Annotated in this window: 12 protein-coding genes; 10 read left to right on the plus strand and 2 right to left on the minus strand. The window is 60.9% G+C overall.

The genetic code is table 11. The features are described 5' to 3' along the window. The first annotated feature begins 102 nt into the window (after positions 1-102). Entirely contained in the window at positions 103-1056 is a 954-nt protein-coding gene (locus tag C5P05_RS24440) for a substrate-binding domain-containing protein (RefSeq protein WP_114972467.1), read from the plus strand. A 7-nt stretch (positions 1057-1063) separates the two neighbouring features. Then, positions 1064-3433 carry an EAL domain-containing protein gene (locus C5P05_RS24445; protein WP_198674850.1) on the plus strand — a complete coding sequence of 790 codons (2370 nt, stop codon included), beginning with the start codon at positions 1064-1066 and terminating at the stop codon, positions 3431-3433. Here C5P05_RS24445 and gudD read toward each other — a convergent pair whose 3' ends face one another. Together gudD and C5P05_RS24455 are read right to left on the minus strand one after the other, a co-directional pair. Then, complete coding sequence (gudD, locus tag C5P05_RS24450; protein WP_114972505.1) at positions 3434-4771, minus strand: glucarate dehydratase; 1338 nt, start codon at positions 4769-4771, stop codon at positions 3434-3436. It abuts the gene before it with no gap. A gap of 98 nt (positions 4772-4869) precedes the next feature. Continuing rightward, complete coding sequence (locus tag C5P05_RS24455; RefSeq protein ID WP_114972469.1) at positions 4870-5616, minus strand: FadR/GntR family transcriptional regulator; 747 nt, start codon at positions 5614-5616, stop codon at positions 4870-4872. A 152-nt stretch (positions 5617-5768) separates the two neighbouring features. Here C5P05_RS24455 and C5P05_RS24460 point away from each other — a divergent pair, with 152 nt between their 5' ends. The 8 genes from C5P05_RS24460 (at position 5769) to kdgD (ending at position 13693) form a co-directional block, all read left to right on the plus strand. Continuing rightward, positions 5769-6578 (plus strand): NAD-dependent epimerase/dehydratase family protein, encoded by an 810-nt coding sequence (locus tag C5P05_RS24460; RefSeq protein WP_114972470.1) that lies wholly within the window; start codon positions 5769-5771, stop codon positions 6576-6578. 4 nt (positions 6579-6582) lie between these two features. Continuing rightward, the gene (locus C5P05_RS24465) at positions 6583-7485 is read left to right on the plus strand and encodes an SMP-30/gluconolactonase/LRE family protein (protein WP_114972506.1); all 903 of its coding nucleotides are present in this window, start codon (positions 6583-6585) and stop codon (positions 7483-7485) included. A gap of 37 nt (positions 7486-7522) precedes the next feature. Continuing rightward, positions 7523-8494 (plus strand): TRAP transporter substrate-binding protein, encoded by a 972-nt coding sequence (locus tag C5P05_RS24470; protein WP_114972471.1) that lies wholly within the window; start codon positions 7523-7525, stop codon positions 8492-8494. 115 nt (positions 8495-8609) lie between these two features. Then, positions 8610-9098: a TRAP transporter small permease gene (locus C5P05_RS24475; protein ID WP_114972472.1), complete on the plus strand. Its 489-nt coding sequence runs from the start codon at positions 8610-8612 to the stop codon at positions 9096-9098. After that, positions 9089-10378: a TRAP transporter large permease gene (locus tag C5P05_RS24480; RefSeq protein ID WP_114972473.1), complete on the plus strand. Its 1290-nt coding sequence runs from the start codon at positions 9089-9091 to the stop codon at positions 10376-10378. Before C5P05_RS24475 ends, C5P05_RS24480 begins: the two co-directional genes overlap by 10 nt. A gap of 13 nt (positions 10379-10391) precedes the next feature. Next, the gene (locus C5P05_RS24485; protein WP_114972474.1) at positions 10392-11657 is read left to right on the plus strand and encodes a glucarate dehydratase family protein; all 1266 of its coding nucleotides are present in this window, start codon (positions 10392-10394) and stop codon (positions 11655-11657) included. Between the two features lie 82 nt (positions 11658-11739). Continuing rightward, positions 11740-12726: a Bug family tripartite tricarboxylate transporter substrate binding protein gene (locus C5P05_RS24490; protein WP_114972475.1), complete on the plus strand. Its 987-nt coding sequence runs from the start codon at positions 11740-11742 to the stop codon at positions 12724-12726. 55 nt (positions 12727-12781) lie between these two features. Further along, a complete protein-coding gene (kdgD, locus tag C5P05_RS24495) occupies positions 12782-13693 on the plus strand; it encodes a 5-dehydro-4-deoxyglucarate dehydratase (protein ID WP_114972476.1) in 912 nt (303 codons plus the stop codon). The last annotated feature ends 18 nt before the right edge of the window (positions 13694-13711 follow it).

Raw genomic sequence — 13711 nt, forward strand, 5'->3', positions numbered from 1 at the left:
TCTCGGGCTCTCAGGCTCGGAGTACCGGGTTTTCCCTTGGCTTGTTATGGTGTGATCAGGTTATCGTCGGCTGGACTGCCTCAATGCCAAAGTGCTCATTGAATGAAAAAAATCTTCTTCGTTTTGATTGCTTGGCTTTTGCTGCTGCCGGTGCTGGCGCATGCGGCCGACAAGGTTCTCAACATCGTGTTCATTCCCAAATCCAGCGACCAGGTGTTTTGGGATCTGATGCGCAACGGCGTGGAAAAAGCCGTCACTGAAGACGGCAACATCAAGCTGACCTGGCGAGGCCCCGTGCACAACGCCGACACCGACTCGCAAATCCGGATTCTGCAGGTCTATACCCAGCCTGGCGTGGACGCGATCCTCATCGCGCCAACGGACCGGGCGCGCCTGCTTGAGCCTGTCCGCAAGGCCGTGGCGCTGGGCATCAAGGTGATTGTGGTGGACTCCGCGCTGGACGGAAACTACCACACCAACCAGGTCGCGACCGACAACATCAATGGCGGCAAATTGGCCGCGAAGCGCATGGCCGATCTGTTGGGCAAACGTGGTCGTGTCATGATGCTCAGAACCTTGGCCGGCAGCGCGTCCACGGATGACCGGGCTCAGGGCTTCATCACCTACCTGAAGGAATATGCACCCCATATCACGCTGGTGGACGACGTGTATGGCGGCGGCTCAACCGGCAAGTTGCGTCGTAGCGCCGCCGCGATGCTGAAGAAACATCCTGCGGTTGATGGCGTGTTTGCCGTCAACGAATCTTCCACCGATGGCATGCTGCGGGCATTGCGCGAGCAGGGTCTGGCTGGCAAAATAAAATTTGTGGGATTCGATTCGACCGACTTGTTGATTCAGGGACTGGAAAGCGGGGAGATCCATGGGCTGGTGGTCCAGAATCCTTACCAGATGGGATACCAGGGCATCAAGGCCGCTGTGGCGGCCATCCACCAAGCGCCCATCAAGGACCGCACCATCTTCACCGAGGCGATCGTGGTAACCCGCGAGAATGTCAAACAGCCGGCCATTCAAAAACTCATCTGCAGCCGTTGCTGAAACCCTCGTGGCCCGTACTTCATTGTCACCACAGGGCCGTCTTGACAGTCTGAGCGTCGGCATGGCGATTGCCATGGCGGTGGGCCTGCTGGCACCGGTGCTGGTCGGCGTGATGACTTTGACGCATCTGCGCGAGGCGCAAATCAACCGGGAACTGGAAACCAACCTGGCCGAAAAGGTGGCGCTCCTGTCGCATAGCCTGGTGGCGCCGGTGTGGAACTTCAACACCGAGGGTATTGCCAAGCTGGTGGAGGCGTCGCTGATCGATCCCCATGTGGTTCGCGTCACTGTGAGTGACCCTGCGCGCGTGCCCATTCTGAACGTGGAGCGGCCCGAGCGCAGAATTGGCAAGTCGAGAGTGGCCTCGCAACCGCTGGTGCTCAGTGGCGAGGTCTCGGGCGCCGCGGAGTTGGCGGGCTATGTGGAGGTGGAAGTCGATGATGGGTTGAAGCAGCAGGAGTTCGAAAAAGACCGGCGTGCCTACCTGGCTATTTTCCTGGCCCAGTTCGTGCTGTCGCTCGGCTTTATTTTGCTGCTGCTGCATTTGCGCGTATTGAAACCACTGGCCGGACTCACGCAGTTTTCCAACCAGTTGGCCAGCGGCGACTTTGATCAGCCGGTAGGCGTGTATCGCGCCGACGAGATTGGCCGCCTGGCACAGCAAATGGACCAGATGCGCGGGGACCTGAAAACTTCGTTTGCCGAGCAGCGGGTGATTCTGAGCAATGTGCAGGTGGGGGTGATTTTTGTTCGCGGGCCGACGATTCAGCTGGCGAACCGGCACGCCGAAAAAATATTCGGATACGCCCAGGGCACGCTGGCAGGGCAACTCTCGCGAACCCTGTTTCAGTCGGGTGAACAATTTACCGCGGTCAACGAGCGCGCCTACGTGACCTTCGCAGGACTCGAGGGCCAATACGAGGAAGAACTGTTTCTCAAACGGGCGAACGACAGCGTTTTCTGGGCGCAGTTGCGCGGCTGCGATCTCGATCCCGCGCACCCCGAGGCCGGCAGCATTTGGGTCATTGAAGATATTTCCGAACGCAAGGCGGCCGAAGATGAGATCAATAAACTGGCCTTTTACGACCCCTTGACGCTGTTGCCCAATCGGCGGCTTCTGCTGGATCGTCTGAAACATGCGCTGGTGTTGAACCACCGTAACGCCCGGGTGGGCGCCTTGCTCTACATTGACCTGGACCATTTCAAGACCCTTAATGACACACTGGGCCATGACAAGGGCGATTTACTGCTCCAGGAGGTTGCCCGGCGCCTGATGACCTGCGTGCGCGGGGGCGATACCGTGGCGCGCCTGGGGGGCGACGAATTCGTGGTGATGATCGAGGGGCTGAGCGAAAACGCGGACGACGTGGCGACCTATAGCGAGGCGGTCGGAGAAAAGATTCTGGCCACGCTCAACCGGCCCTATCTGATCGCGGGGCATGAAGTCCACAGCACGCCGAGTATCGGGACGACGCTGTTTGACGGCCAGCTGAACTCGATCGATGAGCTGCTGAAACAGGCGGACCTGGCCATGTACCAGTCCAAGGCCGCCGGGCGCAACACCGTGCGGTTTTTCGATGCCGCGATGCAATCCATCGTCAGTGAACGTGCCGCGCTGGAAGCCGATCTGCGCGAGGCCCTGCGCCTGCAACAGTTCGTTTTGTACTACCAGCCGCAGGTGATTGGCGAGGGACGGCTGACCGGGGCCGAGGCGCTGCTGCGTTGGCAGCATCCGCAACGTGGCATGGTGTCGCCGGCGGAATTCATCCCCTTGACGGAGGAGACGGGCCTGATTCTTCCTCTGGGTCAATGGGTCCTCAAGACCGCCTGCCTGCAGTTGGTGGCATGGGCCACAGAGCCGACCACCGCGCATCTGTCGATTGCGGTCAATGTCTCCGCCAAGCAAATTCATCAGGCCGACTTTGTCGACGGGGTCGTGACCATTCTGCGCCAGACAGGCGCCAACCCGCATCTTCTCAAACTGGAACTTACCGAGAGCCTGCTGGTGTCCGATGTCGAAAATACCATCGCCAAAATGACGGCGCTCAAATTGACGGGCGTGGGCTTCTCGCTGGATGACTTTGGCACCGGTTATTCCTCACTCACTTACCTCAAGCGCCTGCCGCTGGACCAGCTGAAAATCGACCAGGGTTTTGTCAGGGACGTGCTGATCGACCCCAACGATGCGGCCATTGCGAAGATGATCATTGTTCTGGCGGCCAGCCTGGGTCTGACCGTGATTGCCGAAGGCGTGGAACTTCAAGGCCAGCGGGATTTCCTGACGTGCCAGGGTTGCCATGCGTACCAGGGCTATTTGTTCAGCCGCCCCCTGCCCATTGCCGAGTTCGAGGCGTTTGCGCGACGGGTCCGCGCCTGATCAGCGCACCAGGCAAGGCCGCTTGGGATTGAACTTCCAGTTGGGCACCAGGAACTGCATGGCGGTGGCATCGTCGCGGGCACCCAGGCCGTGGGTCAGGTACAGCTGATGGGCTTTTTCCACTTCAACCATGTCCAGCTCGATGCCCAAACCGGGCTTTGCCGGCACGGTGATGCTGCCGTCCACAATTTGCAGCGGCTCCTTGGTCAGGCGCTGGCCGTCTTGCCAGATCCAGTGGGTATCAATGGCCGTGACTTTGCCGGGCGCCGCGGCGGCGACGTGGGTGAACATCGCCAGCGACACGTCAAAGTGATTGTTGGAATGCGAACCCCAAGTCAGGCCGTACATTTGGCATAACTGGGCGACGCGCACCGAGCCTTGCATTGTCCAGAAGTGCGGATCAGCCAGGGGGATATCCACGGACTGCAGCTGGATGGTGTGCGCCATCTCGCGCCAGTCCGTGGCCACCATATTGGTGGCCGTCGGCAGGCCGGTGGCACGACGAAACTCGGCCATCACCTCGCGACCCGAGAACACGCCCTCGGCGCCACACGGGTCTTCGGCATAAGCCAGTTCCTTGCGGTGATCACGGCACAGCCGCACCGCGTCTTTCAGCAGCCAGCCGCCGTTGGGGTCGAGTGTGATGCGCGCGTCAGGAAAACGCTCGTGCAGGGCGACAACCGCTTCCATCTCTTCCTCGCCCCGCAACACGCCGCCCTTGAGCTTGAAATCCTTGAAGCCATAACGTGCGTAGGCGGCCTCCGCCAGCCGCACCACGGCGGCGGCATCCAGCGCCTTTTCGTGTCGCAGGCGTTGCCAGTCATCGGCTGCATCCGGCTCGGATGGGTAGGGCAGGTCGGTCAGCGTGCGGTCGCCGACATAGAACAGGTAGCCCAGCACGGCCACCGTGTCGCGTTGCTGGCCTTCGCCCAACAAGGCAGCCACCGGCACATTCAGAAATTGTCCCAGGAGGTCGAGCATCGCGCTTTCAACCGCCGTGACGGCGTGAATGGTCACGCGCAAATCGAAAGTCTGTAGCCCACGGCCGGCGCTGTCCCGATCCGCAAACTGGGTGCGCAGCGTGTTCAGCACTTTGTTCCAGTTGCCCAGGGACTGGCCCACCACCAGGTTTTGAGCGCTTTCGAGCGTCGAGCGGATTTTTTCACCACCCGGCACCTCGCCCACGCCGGTGTTGCCGGAACTGTCGGTCAGAACGACCAGATTGCGGGTGAAGAACGCGCCATGGGCGCCGCTCAGATTGAGCAACATGCTGTCGTGGCCGGCCACGGGGATGACTTGCATGCGAACGACAGTGGGGGTGTTGGAAGGCACAGGCATGAAATGGACCAAGTAAATTTAGTTAGCAGACATCCTACAACTTAACGGTGAATTTCTTTTATAGGGTTAACCCTGAGAAGGCAACCGTCCGGGGGCGATCAGGCTTGACCGATCTGGCCCTTGCGCAAACGCTCGAGACTGTTGGCCAGGTGGGTGCGCATAGCGGCGCGGGCCGCTTCCAAGTCCTGGTTGCGAATCGCGTTAAAGATGCTTTCGTGCTCGCCATGGACTCGCTGCAGGTACTTCAATCGACCTTCTGGTGCACTGCTGGGCGTGTTGACGCGGGTGCGTGGAATGATCATGGCGCCCAGGTAAGTCATCAAGTCGGCAAAGTGCTGGTTGTTGGTAGCGCGAGCCACCTCCATGTGAAACTGGAAGTCGGGAGGAACGGCATCCGAGTCCTGGTTGATGGAGTCCTGAAATGCTTTCAAGGCGGCTTCCATAGACACCAGGTTGGCGTCCGTTCTCCTCTGGGCGGCCAGGCTGGCCGCCTCGGTTTCCAGGCTGATGCGCAACTCCAGCACGGCGATCACATCCGCCACGGTGGAGAAGTCTTCTTTTGCAATCTTGAAGTTGCCCGTGTCCTGGGGCGATAGGGCAAACGTGCCAATGCCGTGCCGGGTTTCCACCAGTTTGGAGGCCTGCAATTTGGAGAGCGCCTCGCGCACCACGGTGCGGCTGACGTCAAAGCGGGCCATGATTTCGGATTCGGTGGGCAGCTTGTCGCCGGGCTTGATCTGCCCGTCGCGGATGTTGCCGGCCAGACCTTCCACAATTTCCTGGACCAGTCCGCGCGGACGGCGGGGGCGGACGACAGGGGGACTAGGGGTTTTCCATGATTCCATTTAAAAAGCTCTTGACTCGTTTGAATTGATTATCCATAATTTCCACTCATCAGACAACATACGACTGATAAGTTGTCCGGTTAATTGAATGTAAGGCTGCAGACAGGAAAAGTCCAGTGCCTGCACCGAAAACTTGAAATGAGTTAAAGAAAATGACCTCCAAAGTTCATCAAAAACTTCTGTTGACCGGCGCTGCTGGTGGTTTGGGCCAGGCTCTGCGCGAACGGCTCAAGGCGAATTGTGATGTCTTGCGCCTGTCCGACCGGGCGGGCTTGGGCGAGGCTGGTGCGCAGGAGGAGGTCGTGCTGGCCGATTTGGCCGATGCCGATGCGGTGAGTGCGATGGTGCAAGGCGTGAACGCCATCGTTCATTTGGGTGGCGTTTCGGTCGAAGGCCCGTTTCAGCCCATCCTGCAGGCCAATATTCTGGGCGTGTACAACCTGTACGAAGCGGCACGCCAGCACGGCGTCAAGCGTGTGGTGTTTGCCAGCTCCAACCACGTCACCGGCTTCTACCGCCAGAGCGAGACCATCACGGCGAAAGAGCCCGCGCGACCGGACGGCCTCTACGGCGTGAGCAAGGCCTTTGGCGAAGACCTGTCGCGTTTCTACTTTGACCGCTACGGCATCGAGACCGCCTGCGTGCGCATTGGCTCCTCGTTTCCCGAGCCGCGCGACCGCCGCATGCTGGCGACCTGGTTGAGTTTTGATGATCTGCACCGCTTGATCACCGCCTGCCTGATCACGCCGGTGTTGGGTCACACCATCATTTTTGGCATGTCGGATAATGCCGTCACCTGGTGGGACAACAGCGGCGCCCGCCATGTCGGCTATGTGCCGCAGGACAGCTCGGACGTGTTTCGGGATGCCGTCTATGCCCGCACGCCGGCGCCTGATCTGAGCGACCCGGCCGTGCAGTTTCAGGGTGGTGGCTTTGTCAAAGCTGGCCCGTTTGCCGATTGATGCTATGACTGCTAACGCTGAACTCCTGCTGGACTGCCGCAATGCGACTGGCGAGAGCCCGGTCTGGCACGTTGCCGAGCAGGCCCTCTACTGGGTCGATATTCCGGCGCGCAAGCTCTGTCGCTGGCAGGCCGCTAGCGCGCAGGTCACGACTTGGCTGGCATCCGAAATGCTGGCTTGTATCGCGCAAGGTGCAAGCGCAGGCACTTGGGTTGCCGGCATGGAAAGCGGTGTCTTTGAATTGCAGACCCAGACCCAGGCCGGTGGCCAGTTGCGCAGCCAGTTGCTGGAAAAAGTGACACATGCTAGCGCGGGCATGCGTTTCAACGATGGCCGTTGTGACCGGCAGGGCCGCTTCTGGGCCGGCACCATGGTGATGAACATGGGTCTGGCTTCAACCTCCGGCGCCCTGTACCGCTATGAGCAGATAAGCGGGCTGCAAAAAATGCTGGAGGGTTTCATCACGCCCAACGGACTCGGCTTCAGCCCCGATGGCCGCACCATGTACCTGTCCGACTCGCATCCTTCGATGCAAGTGATCTGGGCGTTTGATTACGACACCGCGACCGGCACGCCCTCGAAGCGCCGGGTTTTTGTGGACATGAAGACGCTGCCCGGCCGGCCCGACGGCGCGGCGGTGGATGAAGACGGTTGCTACTGGATCTGCGGTAACGATGCGGGCCTCATTCACCGATTTACACCGGATGGCAAGCTGGATCGCTCGCTGGCGGTACCGGTCAAAAAACCGGCCATGTGCGCCTTTGGCGGCGCCGGGCTGGACACCCTGTTCGTGACATCGATTCGCCCTGACGGAGTCGATCTATCTGACCAGCCACTGGCCGGCGGTTTGTTTGCGTTGCGCCCCGGCGTGCGCGGACTGCCCGAAGCTGCGTGTCTGCATCAATAAAAAAGTTTTCGCCACCATTAACTACATAGAGGATGACATGAAGATTCAAAAAACACTGTTGGCAGTCGCCGCCACATTGGCCATGGCGCCATTGGCCGGTTTCGCTGTCGAGTTCCGCTCGGCCGATATCCACAATTCCGATACCTATCCGACCGTGGTCGCCGTGAAATACATGAGCGAAGTGATGGAGAAGAAGAGCGGCGGCAAGTACAAGATCAAGGTCTTCAACAAGGGCGCACTCGGCACCGAGAAGGAAACGATCGACCAGGTCAAGATCGGCGCGCTAGATTTCACGCGCGTGAACATCAGCCCGATGAATGCGATCTGCCAAAAGACCCAAGTGCCGACGATGCCCTTCCTGTTCCACTCGGTCGAGCACATGCGCAAGTCGCTCGACGGCCCGGCCGGCGAGGAGATTCTCAAGGACTGCGAAGCGGCGGGCTTCATCGGCCTGGCTTTTTATGACAGCGGCGCGCGCTCGATCTACGCCAAAAAACCCATCAAGACCGTGGCCGACGTGAAGGGCATGAAGATTCGCGTCCAGCAGTCCGACCTGTGGGTCGCGCTGGTGGGCGCGATGGGCGGCAACGCCACACCCATGCCCTACGGCGAGGTCTACACCGGCTTGAAGACGGGTCTGATCGATGCCGCCGAGAACAACATCCCCTCGTTCGACACCGCCAAACACTACGAAGCGGTGAAGTTTTATTCCAAGACCGAGCACTCCATGGCGCCCGAAATACTGCTGATGTCCAAGCTGGTGTGGGACAAGCTGCCCAAGGCCGACCAGGACATGATCCGCAGTGCTGCCAAGGAATCCGTGGCCGTGGAGCGCAAGAAATGGGACGAGCAGGAAGGCATCTCACTGGCCGCGGTCAAAGCCGGCGGTGCCCAGATCGTCGAAGTGGACAAGGCCTCGTTCCAGGGCGTGATGGGTCCGGTCTATGAAAAGTTCATGGTCACCCCTGATCTGAAGCGTTTGGTCAAGACCATTCAGGACACCAAGTAAGCAACACCACCCTGAAATTTCTTGACCCTCCAACCCTCTCCCGCATGGGGGAGGGCGGGCGCTCCTTTTCTTAATCGGGAAGGGCGCGACAAGGGGCGGAGCTGACGAGAACACTATGTATACAAAATTCTGTGCGGCGCTGTCCAAGCTCTGCCTGATCCTGGCCGTGACGGGGCTGATTGCGGTCGTCCTATGCGTGCAATGGCAGGTGATCGGGCGTTACGTATTTAACGACACACCGACCTGGGCCGAAGCGCTGGCCCTGCTGCTGGTGCTGTTCGTCACCGCATTCGGCCTGGCGGTCGGCGTGCGCGACGCCGGCCACATCGGCCTGGAGTCCCTGGTTGTGTTGTTGCCCGAAAAATGGCAGCACCGCATTGAAATCCTGATCCATTTTCTTGTCGGCCTCTTCGGTGCGCTGATGGTGCATGGCGGCTGGCTGTGGATGAGCGCCAAATGGAGCGAGAAAAAACCCATGCTGCCCGTCCCCGACGGAATCGACTATTTGCCGATGGTGATTGCCGGCGTGCTGATTGTGCTGTTCTCGATTGAACATGTCATCGCGCTGCTGCGCGGTGAGGAAGTGGTGCCCGCATGGAACTGACCGTACTCGCCCTGAGCTTCACGCTCTTTCTGGTCATTGGCGTACCAGTCGCGTTTGCGATTGGCCTGTCGTCGGTGGCCACCATCATTGCCGCCGGTCTGCCGATCGCGGTGGTGTTCCAGAAGATGGTTGGCGGCATGCAGGTGTTCTCCTTCCTGGCCATTCCGTTCTTTGTTTTCGCTGGCGAACTGATGCTCTATGGCGGCATCGCCGAGCGCATCGTGCGCTTCGCCAACAGCCTGGTCGGCCACGTACGCGGCGGCCTGGGCATGAGCAACGTGATTGGGTGCACGCTGTTTGGCGGTGTCGCGGGTTCGCCGCTGGCCGACGTCTCGGCCATGGGCTCGGTGATGATTCCGCTGATGAAGAAGGAAGGCTACGACGCCGACTACGCCGTCAACGTCACCACCCACGCCGCGCTGGTTGGCGCCATCATGCCAACCTCGCACAACATGATCATCTTCACACTGGCCACCTCGGGCATCGCCTCGGTTAGCGTGCTGAGCCTGATCCTCGCGGGCCTGGTGCCCGCGATCATCCTGACCTTGTGCAACCTGGGCGCAGCCTACTACGTCGCCGTCAAACGCGGCTACCCGACACGCGGCGCCTTCCCCGGTTGGGGCGAGGTGACGCGTGCTTTTGGCGCAGCGTTGCCGGGCCTGCTGGTGGTGGTGATCATCCTGGTCGGCATTCTGTCGGGCGCCTTCACGGCCACCGAGTCGGCGTCCATCGCCGTGGCTTGGGCGCTGGCTATCACGGTGTTTGTTTACCGCACGATGTCCTGGAAAAACTTCATGACGGCTTGCGCCAAGGCTTGCAAGACCACCGGCGTGGTGCTGCTGCTGATCGGTATCTCGAACGCCTTCGGCTACTTCATGGCGCTGTATGAGGTGCCGCAACTGACCGGCGAGCTGATGAAGTCGGTGAGCAGCCAGCCCTGGGTCATCTTCCTGATGATCAATGTGCTGCTGTTCATCCTCGGCACCTTCCTCGACATGGCGGCCACGATCCTGATCTGTACGCCGATCTTCATGCCGATCGCGATGCAGTTCGGTATGGACCCGATTCAGTTCGGCATCGTGATGCTGATCAACTGCGCGCTCGGCCTGAACACGCCGCCGGTCGGCTCGGTGCAGTTCGTCGGCTGTGCGATTGGGGGGATATCGGTCGGCCAGGTCATGCGTTCGATTGCCCCGTTTTACGGTGCGCTCGGCATCTGCCTGCTGCTCGTGACTTACGTACCCGCGTTCTCGCTGTGGCTGCCTTCGCTCGTGAAATAAACGGAAATATCGCATGAAAATTGTTGCTGTCCGCGTGACACCCATTGCCATCAAGGACCCGGCCTTGCTCAATGCCGCCGGTGTGCACGAGCCCTTTGGCCTGCGCTCCATCATCGAAGTCGTGGGCGCCAATGGCCAGGTTGGCCTGGGCGAAACCTACGGCGATGCGCCGGTGCTGGACCTGCTGAACCGCACCCGCGACAGCCTGGTCGGCCTCTCCGCCTTCGACCTCAACGGCCTGTGGGCGCGGGTGCTTAGCGCTGCGCCGCAAACCAACACCGGCCACGTCGAAATGGAACTGGCACCCGGCTCACTCGGCAGCAACCTCGTCAACAGCGCCTTCTCGGCATTCGAGGTCGCGTTTCTGGACCTGCAGGCGCGTACGCTGGGCATTCCACTGGTGGAATTGCTCGGCGGCGCCGTGCGCGACAAGGTGGCTTATTCGGCCTACCTGTTCTACAAGTGGGATGCCTCGGTGGACCCCGAATATGCGCCTGATCCCTATGGCGAGGCGGTGAATCCGCAGCAAATCGTGGCCCAGGCTAAACAGATGATCGACCAGTACGGCTTCGAGAGCATCAAGCTCAAGGCCGGCGTGTTTGATCCCGAAGAAGAGGCGGATGCGATTCTCGCGCTCAAGGCCGCTTTTCCCAAGCACCAGCTGCGCATCGATCCGAACAGCAACTGGACCATGGCGACCAGTCTGCGCGTGGCCGAGAAGCTGGCCGGCTGCCTGGAATATTACGAAGACCCGACGCCCACGCTCGAAGGCATGGCCGAGCTGCACAAGGCCACCGGCCTGCCGCTGGCGACCAATATGGTGGTGACGAACTGGGCTGAGCTCAAGCGCAGCATTGAGCTCAACTCGGTGCAGATACTGCTCTCCGACCACCACTACTGGGGCGGCCTACGCGCCACACAGGCGCTGGCGCGTACCTGCCAGGCGTTCGGCCTGGGCCTGTCCATGCATTCCAACTCGCATCTGGGCATCAGCCTGATGGCGATGACGCACCTGGCTGCGTCGGTGCAGCACCTGAGCTACGCCTGCGACACGCATTACCCGTGGCAGAGCGATGAAATCCTGCTGGGCGGCAAGGTGCCGATCACCGGCGGTTGCGTGCACCTGACCGACAAGCCCGGCCTCGGCGTGGAGCTGGACCGCGACAAGCTGGCCGAGTTGCACGAGGCCTACCAACACTGCCGCATCCGCACCCGCAACGACGTGGCGCAGATGCGCTGCTTCCGCCCGGACTGGACGCAGGTCAAACCCCGCTTTTGAGTGCTTACCACTCAAATTTATACGAAAACAGCCTCTAGCCAGCGTCCATAAAGCGCAGGCAGCTATTAATTCAGGAGTATTCATGCCATCCACACAACGTCGCCAACTGGTGCTTTCCACCCTCGGTCTGCTTACCGCAGCGGCCATCAGCACACCCGTGCTGGCCCAGGCCCCAGCCTGGCCGACCAAGCCTGTGCGCATCGTCGTGCCGTACCCACCCGGCGGCTCGTCGGACATCATCGCCCGTGCCATCAGCCAGCCCTTGTCCGACGCCTTGAAGCAGCCGGTGATCATCGAGAACCGGCCCGGTGCCAATGGCAACCTGGGTGCCGACGCGGTGGCCAAGTCCGCGCCAGACGGCCACACCCTGTTGCTGTGCGATACCGGCGCGCTGGCCATCAGCCCCTCGGTCTACACCAAGCTGCCGTTCAATCCGTCGAAGGATTTGAGTGGCGTCACCATGCTGGCCTACTCGCCGCACATGCTGGTGGTGCACCCCTCGGTGCCGGCCAACAACCTGCAGGAACTGGTGGCCTTGTCCAAAAAAACCGAGCTGAACTTTGCCGTCACCGCCATGGGCAGCGCCCCGCATCTGGCCGGTGTGGCCGTTGCACTGGCCAGTGGCGCGCGCTGGACCTACATCCCCTACAAAGGCGGCGTGCAGGCCGTGACCGACACCATGGCCGGACAGACCCAGGTGGTCATGAATGGCATGCTGGCCACGCTGCCGCATGTGCAAAGCGGCAAGCTCAAGGTGCTGGGCATCTCCAAGGGCGCGCGCATGCCGTTGGTCGGGCAGATGCCGACTATCGCCGAGCAGGGTCTGCCGGGCTTCGAGTCCGGCACCTGGCAGGGCGTGCTGGTGCCCGCCGGCACGCCGCCCGCCATACTGGCTCGACTCAATGCCGAGTTGATCAAGGTCATTCGCAGCCCGGCGATTCGCAGCCGTTTGACGGGGCAGGGCGCCGAAGTGGTGACCATGAGCCCGACCGAGCAGAACCAGTTTTTTGAACGCGAACGCAGCCGCTGGGCCGTTGTGGTCAAGCAGGCCGACGTCCGTCTGGACTGAACTTTTTTTCCTATCGAACCCTTTTGAATTAATCCCTCTCCATAAGGACCTCATCATGAATCCCCAAGACCTCAAAACCATCGTCAGCTCTGGCCTCCTGTCCTTCCCCGTGACCGACTTCGATGCGCAAGGCGACTTCAACGCCAAGAGCTATGCCGCGCGCCTGGAGTGGCTGGCCCCGTATGGCGCCAGCGCCTTGTTTGCGGCCGGCGGCACTGGCGAGTTCTTCTCGCTCACCGGCGACGAATACCCGTCCATCATCAAGACTGCGGTGGAAACCTGCCGCGGCAAGGTGCCGATCATCGCCGGCGCCGGCGGCCCCACGCGTTTTGCCATTGCCTGCGCGCAAGAGGCCGAACGCCAGGGCGCGCACGGCATTTTGCTACTGCCGCATTACCTGACCGAAGCCGGCCAGGAAGGCTTGATTGCCCATGTCGAGCAGGTGTGCAAGAGCGTGAAATTCGGCGTGATTGTCTACAACCGCAATGTGTGCCGGCTCACGGCGGACTCGCTCGCCATCCTGGCGGACCGTTGCCCCAATCTGATTGGCTTCAAGGACGGCGTGGGCGATATTGAGACCATGTCCTCCATCTACATGAAGATGGGCGAGCGCTTCTCCTACCTGGGTGGCCTGCCCACGGCCGAGGTCTATGCCGCGGCCTACAAGGCGCTGGGCACACCGGTGTATTCCTCGGCGGTGTTCAACTTCATCCCCAAGACGGCCATCGAGTTCTACGAAGCCGTGCGCACCGACGACATGGCGACACAGCACCGCCTGCTCAAGGACTTCTTCATGCCCTACCTCGACATCCGCAACCGCGTGCCGGGCTATGGCGTCAGCATCATCAAGGCCGGTGCCAAGCTGGTTGGCCACGATGCCGGTCCGGTGCGCGCGCCGCTGACCGATCTGAAACCCGCCGAGATGGAAGCACTGGCCGCGCTGATCAAGTCGCTCGGTCCGCAATAAACCAACGCACTCGCAAGG

This window comes from Rhodoferax ferrireducens (assembly GCF_003347515.1).
Lineage (GTDB): Bacteria > Pseudomonadota > Gammaproteobacteria > Burkholderiales > Burkholderiaceae_C > Rhodoferax.

Bases quoted from the DNA above. Each gene is read 5' to 3' on its own strand.
- C5P05_RS24440 (WP_114972467.1), top strand. From the start codon at position 103: ATGAAAAAAATCTTCTTCGTTTTGATTGCTTGGCTTTTGCTGCTGCCG.
- gudD (WP_114972505.1), bottom strand. From the start codon at position 4,771: ATGCCTGTGCCTTCCAACACCCCCACTGTCGTTCGCATGCAAGTCATC.
- C5P05_RS24455 (WP_114972469.1), bottom strand. From the start codon at position 5,616: ATGGAATCATGGAAAACCCCTAGTCCCCCTGTCGTCCGCCCCCGCCGT.
- C5P05_RS24460 (WP_114972470.1), top strand. From the start codon at position 5,769: ATGACCTCCAAAGTTCATCAAAAACTTCTGTTGACCGGCGCTGCTGGT.
- C5P05_RS24465 (WP_114972506.1), top strand. From the start codon at position 6,583: ATGACTGCTAACGCTGAACTCCTGCTGGACTGCCGCAATGCGACTGGC.
- C5P05_RS24470 (WP_114972471.1), top strand. From the start codon at position 7,523: ATGAAGATTCAAAAAACACTGTTGGCAGTCGCCGCCACATTGGCCATG.
- C5P05_RS24475 (WP_114972472.1), top strand. From the start codon at position 8,610: ATGTATACAAAATTCTGTGCGGCGCTGTCCAAGCTCTGCCTGATCCTG.
- C5P05_RS24480 (WP_114972473.1), top strand. From the start codon at position 9,089: ATGGAACTGACCGTACTCGCCCTGAGCTTCACGCTCTTTCTGGTCATT.
- C5P05_RS24485 (WP_114972474.1), top strand. From the start codon at position 10,392: ATGAAAATTGTTGCTGTCCGCGTGACACCCATTGCCATCAAGGACCCG.
- C5P05_RS24490 (WP_114972475.1), top strand. From the start codon at position 11,740: ATGCCATCCACACAACGTCGCCAACTGGTGCTTTCCACCCTCGGTCTG.
- kdgD (WP_114972476.1), top strand. From the start codon at position 12,782: ATGAATCCCCAAGACCTCAAAACCATCGTCAGCTCTGGCCTCCTGTCC.